The organism is Bacillus sp. BB081, from assembly GCF_008368895.1.
Classification (GTDB): domain Bacteria; phylum Bacillota; class Bacilli; order Bacillales; family Bacillaceae_G; genus Bacillus_A; species Bacillus_A wiedmannii.
Window position 1 is genome coordinate 1 of sequence record NZ_QOZX01000052.1, and the last position, 12978, is coordinate 12978.

The window sequence follows — 12978 nt, forward strand, 5'->3', positions numbered from 1 at the left end:
TTTGTATGTTGTTAGTTTGATTAAATGTGGTGAACTTAAAGACAAGGGTAGTTAAATATATCCTTGTCTTTAATTATGAGAAGTTTGATTCAACAATATTACACATATGTAAAAAATTTAAAAATGATAATTATAAAGGATTCATTTTAATAGATAGATGATTAAAAATTAACCAATTATTAGCGATGGGAGAAAAAAGTAATGTCAAAACAATTATTATCTAAAGAGTTATCGCATTGGAGTCGTGGTTTATATTTACATGAACGTACTAGTATATTAGGGGATTTGAAAGAGGGAATAAATGGAGCGGCAAGCAGTTACATAGAAGATTGGTGTAAAAAAACAGGTATACCAAAAAAGTTTATTTCGAACAGGCTAGAGAATGATGGATTAGATGAGAACTCTTTTCAAAAAATTATTATGATGAAAGAGAATCCAAATGTTTTAAAAGAAGAGAGCTGGATGAAAATACTGGAAGAAATATTTTCAAATAAATATATAGAGGTAGATGACAATGACCTAGATTCTAATCAATTAAATAATCATATGTTTTTAGACTTTGTCCGTCCGTTTCTAGAGTGGACAAAGACAGAGGTTTCCAAGAGTTTTGAGCAGATTGAAGAGAGCTATACATCTAAAGTAGATAAAGTGGCTATTCAGTGTAATATATTAAATGCTGTTTGTAGAAATTTAATAATGTTGGCAGGAAGAGTTCTAGTATATGAATTAAACCTAGCACGCATAGAAAAAAAGTTACATGGAGAAACATCTGAAGAACGTTTTGAGTATTTTGTAGAAAATTATATAACAAGAAAAGAAGATATTTATAAAATTTTATTGAAGTATCCGGTATTAGCTCGTCTGATGGTACAAACAGCTGAAAGATGGAAAATTGCAATTTTTGAAGCGCTAGAGCGTTTTTTACATGACTATGACCATATTCATGAATCTTTCTCAGGCAATTTTTCTAAATTAGTTAATATTAAGACTGGTATAGGCGATTTACATAAAAATGGACGAAGTGTTTTTATTTTAGAATTTTCAAGTGATAGTCGATTAGTGTATAAACCGAGATCAATGAGTATTGATATTCATTTTAATGGATTGCTTAATTGGTTAAATAATAAAGGTGCTAAACCTCAGTTTAAAATCTTAAATGTATTAAATTATGGAGAATATGGATGGCAAGAGTTTGTTGAGGCCAAAGAATGTAATTCATTAAAAGAGGTTGAGAAATTTTACGAAATATTAGGCGGATATATAGCAATTTTTCACATACTACATGCAACGGATATGCATATGGAAAATATCATAGCATCAGGAGAGCATCCACAGTTTATAGATTTAGAATCGCTATTTCAAAACTTTAATCCAGTGGGGGATGAGGCATTTACAGCTCTGCAAAAAGCATCTAATGAACTGTCACAGTCGGTATTACGAACAGCCCTTTTACCTGCTTCTCTTTTTAAATCCGGATCGTTTCGTTCTATAGAATTGAGCGGTATTGGAGGACATGGTGGTCAACGTTTACCTAGGGCGAAATATGAATTTGAAAATAGCGGAACCGATAAAATGAGACTGATTAAAGGGATTGGCTTTTCTAAAGGTGCCAAAAATCGCCCAATGTATGCTGGTAAAGAAGTGTCTCCTGAAAAATATGTAGATAATATTGTTCGTGGTTTTGAGGACGTATACAATATATTTTTAAATAATCGACAAGAATTGTTAGTGAGTGAAGGGCCAATTATGTCTTTTGAAAATGACAATGTTCGTGCCTTAATGCGCCATACCCAATCGTATTCAATTATGTTGGAGGGAGCTATACATCCAGAAAATCTTCAAGATGGATTAAATCGTGTTCGATTGTTTGATTATTTATGGCGCGTGGCAGAATTAAATGAAGATATTGTACCACTTATCTCTTCTGAAACACATGATCTACTATTAGGAGATGTACCATATTTTCAAAGTAACGTGAATTCTACTTCAGTTTGGGATAGTAGAGGAAAAGAAGTTAAAGAGTTTTATAAACAGTCTGCTCTTGAAAATACTTTAAATAGAATTAAAATGCTTGCTGGTGAAGATTGTCAAAAACAAATGAGGTATATTCGCATTTCAATGACAACAATGTTGAAACGCTGGGATTTGAAAGAATATCGTAACGATTTTTCTAATCATAACTTACTAAATATGGCTACATCAAAGCAATTTATACAACAAGCGATTGATATTGGGGATAGATTATTAGAATCAGCGTTTTGGGGAGATAAATTAGAAGATGTTAACTGGATTGGAATTGGTGCTTCTCTTAATGACCGATGGCTATTTACGCCTTTAGATGCATCACTATATGATGGGGTTCTTGGTGTTGCTATGTTTTATGCTTATTTAGGTGAAATATCAAAAAATGAAAAGTACACACAAGTTGCTAAATCAGCCGTACAATCAGCGCTTGATTTCTTAAAGAAATATGATGGTCTAGGCTCGTTGTCAGCATTTAATGGATATGCATCAGTTGCATATGTTTTCAGTCATTTAGCAGTATTGTGGGATGATGATACATATTTACAGAAGGCACTAATTGCACTTTCAGAATGTGAAAAGTGGATCGAAAAAGATCAAGCTTATGATTTAATTGGTGGTGTTACGGGGACACTTATCGTTGCATTAAGACTATATGAATTGACTAAATCTAAAAAAACAATTGAAATAGCAATTCAATGTGGAGAACACTTAATTAAAAATGCTAAACAGCAACGAGAAGGCTATGGATGGACTTCTCATCTTGATCCAGATACTGCACTAGTAGGTTTATCGCATGGTACAGCTGGAATGGCGTGGGCGTTAGCGGAATTGTATACCATTACAAAAGATGAGAAATTTTTAAACTATAGTAAGCATGCAATTGCGTATGAAAGAACGATGTTTATGCCGGATGAAGGAAATTGGTCAGATTTACGTTATAGAGAAGAAAGAAAAAGTCTTGGAATTGTAAATCCTGTTCAATGGTGTCATGGTGCAGCAGGTGTGGCCCTAGGACGTTTAATGACGCTTCCTCATTGGAATGATACGAAAATGGAAGAAGAAATAAGAGTAGCAGTTGCAACAACCTTACGAGATGGTTTTGGTGGTAGTCATTGTCAATGTCATGGTGATTTTGGAAACTTAGAAGTTTTATTGGTTGCATCTGAAGTTTTGGGTGAGCCAGACTTATATAAAAATGCTGTTAAGATAGGAACGCAAGTTTTGAGTGAGGTGAACCAAACAGGTTGGTGCTGCGGGATACCTCAGAACGAAGACACACCAAGTTTGATGTTAGGACTATCTGGAATCGGCTATGGATTACTTCGGTTAGCTGCTCCTCAAAAAGTGCCACCTGTACTTGTATTAGGAAGCCCAATGGGGATGGTTAAATGAAAAGAAGGATACCATTTATAGAACAAATGGAGCAATCAGAGTGTGGTTTGTGTTGTTTAGCTATGGTTTTATCATATTTCAAAAGTGAGTATACATTATGGGAATTACGTGATCGTTGGGGAGGTGGAAGAGACGGAATCAATTTACTTATTATAAAAAAAATGGCTGAATCTTTAGGGTTAGAGGCTACTGGTCATCGAATATCGATTGCTAATATTAAAGAAATTGAATTACCAGCAATCTTACATTGGGAAGGTAATCATTTTGTTGTAGTTGAGAAGTTTAAAGGGAATAAAGTATTTATTCTGGATCCAGCTATAGGGAGACGAGTTCTTTTATTAGAGGAAATAAAGGATGCACTTTCAGGAATGTGCATATCTTTAAAGCCAACTAAGCATCTAGAAAAGCGAAAAGTAAAAGGGAGTTGGATAGAGTATCTTCGATTCTTATGGAATGAGCCATGGTTAGTTAGTTCAATCGTTGTATTTTCACTGTGGGTACAAATATTGGCAATTGCTACTCCAATGTTTGTGCAATTTATTGTTGATAATGTCATTACGCCTGGTGGAAATGATGCTTACATGAATTTATTAGCAATAGCAATAGGAATATTAGCTGTAATTCAATTCGTTTTCTCACTATTAAGAGCAAGAACACTTGTGAAATTACAAACCCGTTTAGATTGGAATTTAATGAGTAGATTCTTTGAAAGACTATTGAAATTGCCATTTCATTTTTTCCAACTTCGTTCCAGTGGAGATTTAATATTAAGAGCAAATAGTAATTTAATTGTAAGAGAAATCTTGTCTAATCGAACCGTAACTATGCTGTTAGATGGAGGGTTGGTATTCTTATTTCTTTTCTACATGTTTAATCAGTCAGTATATCTTACTATGTATGTTCTCGCAATTGGTGTTTTACAAGTATTATTACTGTTGCTAAGTAATCATTACACTCGAAGGTTATCTCAAGAGGAAATTTTAAGACAAACCCATTCTTCAAGTTATTTGGCTGAGGTTTTGCGAGGGATTTTAGTTGTTAAATCTGAAGGTGTTGAATCTCAAGTTTATAAGCAGTGGGCAGGTTTATTTGAAGAACAAATGAAAGCGGCACGTAGACGTGGTTTTTTTGGGGCATATATAGATAGTATATTACAAACCTTACGTTTTATTGCTCCATTATTAGTGTTATGGATGGCATCACAAGAAGTAATAGCACAACGTATGACTGTAGGTTCTATGTTTGCTTTTTACACACTTGCAATTAGCTTTTTGCTCCCGCTTACAAATCTAATTACTACGGTCAATCAGATGATTTATATGGGGACATATTTTAGACGTATTTTAGATATTCTTGAGGCGACTCCAGAACAAGACGATCATAAAGTTATTGATGCACCAACGTTAGAAGGGGATATTCAGCTTGAGAATGTTAGTTTTCAATATAATACACATGCCTCTGAAGTAATAAAAGACGTGTCACTTGAGATAAAATCTGGCCAATTTGTAGCCATTGTAGGTCCAACTGGTTCTGGAAAAAGTACCTTAGCTTCACTGCTTTTGGGACTTTATCAACCAACGAAGGGAAAAATAACTTTTGACGGTCATAATATTATAAATTTAGATAAATCTCAATTCCGTAAACAGATTGGTGTAGTTACTCAACAAATTCATTTGTTTAATCGATCTATTTTTAATAACATTACTTTTCATAATGATACATTAAGTGAACAAGAGGTTATGCGTGCAGCAGGATTGGCCGAAATTCATAATGATATTATGAAATTACCTATGAAGTATCAAACATTATTGTCTGAGGAAGGTAGTAATATATCTGGTGGTCAAAGACAGCGTTTAGCTTTGGCGAGAGCTTTGGTTCACGACCCTAAAATATTGTTACTAGATGAAGCAAGCAGTGCCTTAGATAGTAAAACGGAGCAGAAAATTTATAACAATATTGATAGCTTAAAGTGTACAAAAATAGTAATTGCCCATCGATTAAGTACAGTTCTGCGTGCGGATACAATTTTAGTTGTAGATCAAGGGAAAGTGATCGAGAGGGGTACACACGAACAGTTAATGAATTTAAAAGGCTCCTATGAAAAATTATATAATGCTCAATTACAGAAAGAAAATATGGGGGTAATGGTATGAGGAAATATATAAAATGGATTCTATTAATTACGTTATTTTTAGTTGCTGGAGGTGGTATATGGGCCGTAACTAATCCAAAGGCAGCATTGGAAATGTTTGTGGATTTTGGTGGTATAAATGAGGGAGAAGAAATGCCTCTAATTACAGGGGAAGAAGTTAATGGTGATACTACTTCTTTGGAGAAATTCAAGGGAGAAAAGTATGTTTTGATGGTGGGTAAAGTGGATTGTGAAGTATGTCAAAAAACTTATCCAGTTCTTAAAAATTTAAAGAACGAGCACCCAAAAACTAACTTTATTATGATAGGTCAAGGCGATAAAAATGAATACGCTCAAACTAAGCAAAAGAATGGATTTGAATTTCCTATAATATCAGCTGATTCCAAAATTAGTGAAGAAATGAATTTGAAAATTTATCCTGTTTTTTATTTAGTTAATGAAAAAGGAGAAGTTGAGAAAAGATCAAATGGATTTGAAGAACCTGAGTTACAAGAGATGCTAAGAAAGGCTGAGAAAAATTGAATAAACGAGTCCAAATTACATTAGTTCAAATAATATCCATATTAGGATTTTTACTTTCTGTTTATTTATATATATATCATTTGTCAAGCAGCTTTTTTTGTCCAGTTGGCGATTGTCTAAAGGTTAATAGTAGTTCATATGCTCAAATTAAAGGGGTTCCTATATCCACACTAGGTATACTGTATTATCTCCTATTACATATATTTACTTACTGTGGTAAAAAAGTATTTGTAATAAAATTAATTAAATACTGGTTATTACTAGGACTAGTATTCTCTTTATATTTAACTTATCTGGAAATATTTAAGATTAAAGCAATTTGTATTTGGTGTATGGTATCTTTTGGATTAATTATAATAGGAAGTATTATCGTCTTTTTTAATAGTAAGAAAGACATTGTTGAAAACAAAAGATACACTTAATGGAATTTCTCTTACAATTAAAGGGAATGGAATGTTTTGTATTATATTAGGGGGAAAGGCGAAGTCTTCAAGTAGACTTCGTTTTTTTGCGTAAAGTAAATTACAGCTGGAGTTAGCAGTTTAATGAAATTTAATTATAAAGGCGTTTTTTGCATGCTTAAGATTCTTTTCCAGAAGAATTTTTATAAGGTGAAGCAGATTAGAGTGAATTAAGTTGAGAGAGCATATTTAGAAGATTGGATAGGATTTAAAAGAAACGCCTGTAAGAATAATATCATTAATTAGGATTAGACACTTTTAAGTCTTTGTATCTATGAAAAAGGATAAGTTTTTTATCATTTCTTCAATTATGTCTTTTCTAGAGGGGGACTTTGTACATCTTTCTCGGTTTGTCTGGATGGTTGTACATCAAAAAACACAAAAAAAAGACACTCTCAAGAGTGCCTCTTATTAGCAGCCGAATCCGCCGCCCCAACAACTAGCTCCTACGATGATTAATAAGATAAAGAGCACAACAAGTAAAGCGAATCCGCCGCCGAAACCGCAGCCTCCACCACAACTACCGCCATATCCCATATTAACTCCTCCTTCCATAAAGACCATTTAATTAATGGATTTAATTTACTTTATGTTTTTACGGATAAACTTGAGCAGGTCCTTTTGAAAAATAAAAAGTACTTAGATTTTAAAAGAGTTGACGACCTTATTTTTGTCACGGGTAGTATGCTGATGACATATTGTATTTTATTCTGTGTATTGGGGGAAGGAGGATCTTTATGGCCAATTCTGAAATGATTTTACGATTACTTACGGATTTAAAGATTGAACAGCAAGCTTTAAAAGAGCAGTTGGAAAAAATACAAACTGCTGTGACTACTCTTGAAGAAAAATCAGCGATTGTGGAAGAGAAACCAACGACTCTTGAAGAAAAACCAGCTGTTGCTGCTGCAAAGCAAAGAGCTCATTCTGGACACCCAACATCTTTTCGTGCTTGGAGAGCATCTGCTCAAAGGAATTCATAAAAATATAAGAAAAGAAGACATCTAGTAAGATGTCTTCTTTTACTTGTACAATCCAAATGAGTTAAGAAGGTATATCCATATTGCTTTAAAAATAAGAAGAAAATAACGATTGTCGACTCCTATTTTAGTATAGCATGTAATAATAAAGAATTTTATGTAATGTTGCATATATATAGATTATATGATGTTAATCTTATATATTTTAGTTGTCTGTTATTTGTTTTAATTCATTTACTTATATTATTTTTTGAGAGCCCCATTGATGGGGCCTTTTTTTATAATTGTTTTAAAGCGGAAACCTCTGAAGCATAATGAGGGGTTTCATAACTAGGTAAATGATTATTGGTGCTTAATGAGATGAAGTTCAGGATATTGCGTCTAAATTTCTTTTAAATGGATTAATATTTATTTTTAAACCGTTCCCCATAAATGATAAACCATACCGATAACAAAAAATGCTAGTCCCACAAACAAAACAATTAAAGCAAGCATCCCGTTTTTATTATGTTCCATACAGTCAGCTCCTTTTTAAGTTATATACAAAAAGCCTTTAGTCGTAATTATGGCTAAAGGCTTTGGTCTTCATACTTTGTAGTTTATAAAAAAGTTGCACTTCTGTATTAATTTGGAATATGATTATTTAAAGAGTAGGTGATGAGTACATGCAGGAAACAAAACAATTCCCGCTTATATCTGGAAATCTCTCATTAGATTTAGTAAATACAGAGTTAGTTAGGCGTGGACAACGTTATGATTTATTAATAACGGATGAAGATGTATTAGAATGGCTACATGTAATAAAGGTTAATCTGCCTTTTTGGAATGAAAAAACACTTATAGGAATTCAAGAGCGCATGAATCAAGTTACATCTAGCATATTAGAGGCAAGAGAAGTATTGCGAAAACAGTTTGAGGCAATTGCCGATCGGCACGAAATTTCTAATGATTTTATTACGTATTTAGAAAAACAAATTGAGAAGGCACCATTTACATATAAAGTCATTGAACAGCGTCTAGTTTCTATCCCAGTTGGAGAAGTTGAGGATGTACTCGCATCGTTAATTGCATTTGATGCTTTAACGTTAATAGCAGAAAATAAGCTTATTTTCCTTAAAAGGTGTTCAAACCCTGACTGTGTTTTATTATTTATAGATAAAAGTGGAAAGAGAAAATGGTGTTCTATGAAAATATGTGGGAACCGGAAAAAGGTAGCAAAATTTCAGGTTCGAAAGTCTGAAGAAGTTTAGGGAATCAACTTATAACAGTTGATTCTTTTTTTCTGCATCTTCAAACTAACCTCTAAACTTAATATTGACTGGTTAGTTTGTTCGGAATATAATTATTGGTAAATAAAGGAGGAGAATGATGAGTAATATAACAGCAGCTAAGCAGAAAGAGGCTCCACCAATAAGTGTACGATATTTTGCAAAAATGAAAGGGAAAGGAAGAACTCCATTACAAGTAAATATAAAGGACTCTTTGACAGGACTATTAGGGGGATTTTTAACAATTCTCACCTTAACATATTTAACGAGTATAACGTCTACAGAATTGTTAATGGCTCCATTTGGGGCGAGTTGTGTATTAGCGTTTGGAGTTTGGAATGCACCGTTATCTCAGCCACGTAATATTATTGGAGGACATTTGATTTCAACTTTCATTGGTTTATCAATATATCATTTGTTTGGGAATGAATATTGGACAATTGCTTTAGCAGTGGGGATGTCGATTGCTATTATGATGTTAACAAGAACAACGCATCCTCCGGCAGGGGCTGATCCAATTGTCGTTATTTTAGGAGCATACAGTTGGAGTTATTTAGTAACACCAGTTCTAGTTGGTTCTCTTGTTATTGTAGCTTTTGCTTTATTCATTAATAATATGAGTAGTAAAAGAAGTTATCCAACTTTTTGGATATAATTTGTAAAGTGAAAAACAATTTGAGTAATTATGCCGTTTTTACTATGTTTTAATTTTTATATAGAAAAAAGCCTTTAGTCGTAATGATGACCAAAGGCTTTTATTCTCATACTTTTTAGTTTACAAAGAAAAGACACCCATATAAGAGTGTCTTTTCCGATAGTTTGTTTAGCAGAAGCAAGAAGCTCCAACGATGATTAATAAAATAAACAATACAACTAATAGTGCAAATCCTCCAGAAAAACCGCAGCTTCCGCCGCAACTACCACCAAATCCCATAATAGTTCCTCCTTTAATAAGAGGGGAAAACAAAGGGTCACTCGTGTTTTTTAACGGATTCTATTTACTTTATGTTTTGACGCATAAACGTGAGCAGGTCCTTTTGAAAATAAAAAAAGACACCTTAAGATGCCTTTATCCCGCTTTAATGGGCAGTAAGACCCCACCTCAAAATTCAGCGAAAGCAAAGAATTTAGGTGGGGGTCGGGCTGCCCATAAAAGTCCGATTGGTTCAACTAATAATCAGTGGGGGATGAAGAAAACCCCCACTGATTAAAGTTTCACTTTATGTAATTAATATTCGCTAGCATAAAACTCTTTTATTAGCTTTATTTCATTTGTATCTGGGTTAAATTTAAATATTTTAATTTGATTCGATTCGTCTTTATAGGCAAATGTATTATCGCCAACTGGGGTCATATTGCTGGTGTTTACGATAGGGTCACTACCATGGTCAGTAATTTCTACAGGTTTCTCACGATCCCAAAATGCAATGACAATGATCAAGATGATAAGGCATATACGTATGTTACGTAGTTCTCTCGATACAATATTCTCCATTCGATATTCTCCTTTGTTGTTTAATAGATTTTGTTTATAAAAGAGATAATTCTTATGAAAATAAATAAAAAAGACACTTGAAAGTGTCTTTTTTATTTGAGTTATGCGCATTGCTTAATAAGACGCTAGTTCCTCAATCGGAATATGAGTAACTATGTAGGGTAATTTCATTATAACATTTTAACCAGTAATGGGTCTATATGGAATTTTTGTAATGATTATGTTTATTTATTCAGAATGATAGATGTATCATTCTGAATTTGATCTATTAAAAGCAGTGGAAAAGGCAAAGGGCATACTTTATTCCGTGTTATAGGAATGTATAGAGATAGATTTCCCTTTACACAAACATAACGGTATAATATAGTTAAGTTAAGTGAACTTAACTATTAAAAATGAAATAACAGCATGGAGGAAGAATGCTATGACTAGAACGTATAAAGAAGTAATTAATGAAATGAATCGAGCCTACACGGAACTCTACATTTTACTATTTCAGGATTTAAAGGATGAGTTCGGTCTTACTGGGCAGCAAGAGAGCATGCTATTTCATATTAATTTAAATGAAAACACGACAGCAAATCACATTGCGACTACTTTTAATATATCGAAAAGTGCTGTCAGCCAAGTTTTATCGAAGTTGGAAAAGCAGAAGATGATTTCGAAACAAGTTAATCCTAACAATAAAAGGGAGTATTTCCTTACACTCGGACCAAACGGTAGTAAATATATCGAACGATTGTCTGAGTTAGATGATGTATTAATTGAGAAATACTTTTCTAAAATCGATATAAATGCTTTAGAGCAAATGACTGATACGTTAACGAAAATAAATAAAGTGATATTGGAAGAGAAACAGAAGGCTCTTGATTGTAATGAGTAAAAAGGAGGGGAAGCATGTGATGAGTTACATACCAAATATGATTACGATAGCAAACTTTGTGTGTGGGCTTTTGGCTATTCACGCTGTTTTCGTTCACGATATGTATGGTGCAGTTATGTTCATTATTACAGGTATGGTATTTGATCTTTTTGATGGCATGGTTGCTCGGAAACTAGATTCTGTTTCGGAAATAGGCGGAGAACTAGATTCATTTGCGGATTTAGTGACCTTTGGTGTGGCACCGTCTATTCTTGCATATAGTGCCTCGTTAAAAGATTTGCAGTCTATCGGGATGTTATGTGCGCTTGTTTATAGTATTTGCGGAATGCTTCGGCTTGCGAGATTTAACACGCAGCAAAGTAAACTCCCAACCTTTATCGGCATGCCCATTCCATTCGCGGCAATGTGTCTTCTTATTTTATGCCTCCTAAATAACCCAGTTTCCGTGGCATTTGGCACATGCGTACTCGCTTATTTAATGGTGAGCAAAATCAAATTCCCCCATTTTAAAAAGGATATATCGGAAAGCTTGAAGTCCGAAAGATGGGATTAATAGGAAAGATAAGGAGAATAACATGATTCGTATGGCATTAAGATCATTCAACATACAAATATATTGTTTGCTAGGCGTGATGTTATTGGGATGGTTGATGACACCTTTTCGAGCCCAGTTTGTAGGGATAAGCATTGGCCTTTTAGTAAGTATGTACTGCGCCTGGATTTTAGGAAGGCGTATCGAAAAGTTCGGAGATAGTATCGTAAAAAAAGAAAAAGCACCAATGCTTGGTATGATGAATCGGTTTGCAGCCGCAATACTCGGAGCGATTATTATGTATGAAATTGAACACCATGAATTCATGTGGACATTTGCAGCTGGAATTATGGCTGGGTATTTCTTAATTATTATTAATTTGGGTTATTATAGTATGAGAGATGCGAAGGAATAAAGAGCTGTGTAAATAACTAATTTGGATGTAAAAGCTTAAAAACCTTCCTTTATAGAAAGCTTTTTATTACAAAGAAAAGACACCCATATAAGAGTGTCTTTTTCGATAGTTTTTTAGCAGAAGCAAGAAGCTCCAACAATGATCAATAAAATAAACAATACAACTAGTAAAGCAAAGCCGCCGCCACAATTACTACTACAACTACCACCAAATCCCATAATAGTTCCTCCTTTAATAAGAGGGGAAAACAAGGGGTCACTCATGTATTTTAATGGATTCAACTTACTTTATGTTTTTTACACAATAATTGAGCAGGTCCTTTTGAAAATAAAGAAAAGACACCCTAAGGTGCCTTTCTCCGACTTGAACCATCTTAATTTTAATAATATTGGACTCCCGTCCGAATATTATTTTACCATGTTAAGTTGTTTTTGGAAATATTCCATATCGATAATTACAGTACACGTTTTAGTTTTTGAATTATGTATCTGTCTAAACGTTGAAATTAATAAAGGAACGATATACTTGAGGGCTTTTATGAGTGATTACAATCATACTATTAAAAAGAACCCCATAAATGATAAACCATGCCACTAACAAAAAACACTAATCCTAAAAACAAAACAATTAAAGCAAGTACTCCATTTTGATTATGTTCCATAAAATTAGCTCCTTTTAGAATTATTTTTATCCCGCTTTAATGGGCAGTAAGACCCCCACCTCAAAATTCAGCGAAAGCAAAGAAGTTAGGTGGGGGATCAACTGCTCATAAAAGTCCGATTGGTTCAACTAATAATCAGTGGGGGATGAAGAAAACCCCCACTGATTAAAGTTTCACTTTATATACAAAAAA

At 33.6% G+C, this 12978-nt stretch carries 14 protein-coding genes; 10 read left to right on the top strand and 4 right to left on the bottom strand.

Features of this window, described 5'->3' with window-relative positions:
• Positions 1-201 precede the first annotated feature (201 nt).
• The 4 genes from DN394_RS20980 to DN394_RS29845 are packed head-to-tail and all read left to right on the top strand — an operon-like array spanning position 202 to position 6513.
• Positions 202-3417: a type 2 lanthipeptide synthetase LanM family protein gene (locus tag DN394_RS20980; RefSeq protein WP_060489085.1), complete on the top strand. Its 3216-nt coding sequence runs from the start codon at positions 202-204 to the stop codon at positions 3415-3417.
• Entirely contained in the window at positions 3414-5570 is a 2157-nt protein-coding gene (locus DN394_RS20985; RefSeq protein ID WP_060489087.1) for a peptidase domain-containing ABC transporter, read from the top strand. Before DN394_RS20980 ends, DN394_RS20985 begins: the two co-directional genes overlap by 4 nt.
• Positions 5567-6091, top strand: a complete 525-nt coding sequence (locus DN394_RS20990) for a TlpA family protein disulfide reductase (protein ID WP_060489090.1) — start codon at positions 5567-5569, stop codon at positions 6089-6091. Before DN394_RS20985 ends, DN394_RS20990 begins: the two co-directional genes overlap by 4 nt.
• A complete protein-coding gene (locus tag DN394_RS29845; protein ID WP_149294195.1) occupies positions 6088-6513 on the top strand; it encodes a vitamin K epoxide reductase family protein in 426 nt (141 codons plus the stop codon). The genes DN394_RS20990 and DN394_RS29845 overlap by 4 nt, the downstream gene beginning before the upstream one ends.
• Positions 6514-6963: 450 nt before the next feature.
• On the opposite strand, the gene DN394_RS21000 is transcribed toward DN394_RS29845, so the two are convergent.
• Positions 6964-7089 (bottom strand): YjcZ family sporulation protein, encoded by a 126-nt coding sequence (locus DN394_RS21000; protein ID WP_000540377.1) that lies wholly within the window; start codon positions 7087-7089, stop codon positions 6964-6966.
• Positions 7090-7289: 200 nt separating this feature from the next.
• Between DN394_RS21000 and DN394_RS21005 the strand changes: the two genes are divergently transcribed.
• The 3 genes from DN394_RS21005 to DN394_RS21015 all read left to right on the top strand — a co-directional run bounded on the left by DN394_RS21005 (position 7290) and on the right by DN394_RS21015 (position 9455).
• Positions 7290-7535, top strand: a complete 246-nt coding sequence (locus tag DN394_RS21005; protein ID WP_141475405.1) for a hypothetical protein — start codon at positions 7290-7292, stop codon at positions 7533-7535.
• A gap of 662 nt (positions 7536-8197) precedes the next feature.
• A complete protein-coding gene (locus DN394_RS21010) occupies positions 8198-8782 on the top strand; it encodes a CGNR zinc finger domain-containing protein (protein WP_098954030.1) in 585 nt (194 codons plus the stop codon).
• 118 nt (positions 8783-8900) lie between these two features.
• Complete coding sequence (locus DN394_RS21015; RefSeq protein ID WP_060489094.1) at positions 8901-9455, top strand: HPP family protein; 555 nt, start codon at positions 8901-8903, stop codon at positions 9453-9455.
• Between the two features lie 168 nt (positions 9456-9623).
• Here DN394_RS21015 and DN394_RS21020 read toward each other — a convergent pair whose 3' ends face one another.
• On the bottom strand, positions 9624-9734 hold the full coding sequence (locus tag DN394_RS21020) for a YjcZ family sporulation protein (protein WP_000505686.1): 111 nt from the start codon (positions 9732-9734) through the stop codon (positions 9624-9626).
• A gap of 294 nt (positions 9735-10028) precedes the next feature.
• Positions 10029-10295 carry a YmzC family protein gene (locus DN394_RS21030; RefSeq protein WP_060489096.1) on the bottom strand — a complete coding sequence of 89 codons (267 nt, stop codon included), beginning with the start codon at positions 10293-10295 and terminating at the stop codon, positions 10029-10031.
• A 424-nt stretch (positions 10296-10719) separates the two neighbouring features.
• On the opposite strand from DN394_RS21030, the gene DN394_RS21035 reads away from it, so the two are divergent.
• The 3 genes from DN394_RS21035 to DN394_RS21045 are packed head-to-tail and all read left to right on the top strand — an operon-like array spanning position 10720 to position 12125.
• Complete coding sequence (locus DN394_RS21035; RefSeq protein WP_046953918.1) at positions 10720-11178, top strand: MarR family winged helix-turn-helix transcriptional regulator; 459 nt, start codon at positions 10720-10722, stop codon at positions 11176-11178.
• A gap of 19 nt (positions 11179-11197) precedes the next feature.
• Positions 11198-11731, top strand: coding sequence for a CDP-diacylglycerol--serine O-phosphatidyltransferase (pssA, locus tag DN394_RS21040; RefSeq protein ID WP_097917296.1), 534 nt, complete (start codon positions 11198-11200; stop codon positions 11729-11731).
• Positions 11732-11753: 22 nt separating this feature from the next.
• A complete protein-coding gene (locus DN394_RS21045; protein WP_060489098.1) occupies positions 11754-12125 on the top strand; it encodes an ATP synthase subunit I in 372 nt (123 codons plus the stop codon).
• A 113-nt stretch (positions 12126-12238) separates the two neighbouring features.
• On the opposite strand, the gene DN394_RS21050 is transcribed toward DN394_RS21045, so the two are convergent.
• Positions 12239-12343, bottom strand: a complete 105-nt coding sequence (locus DN394_RS21050; RefSeq protein ID WP_075310385.1) for a YjcZ family sporulation protein — start codon at positions 12341-12343, stop codon at positions 12239-12241.
• Between the last annotated feature and the right edge of the window lie 635 nt (positions 12344-12978).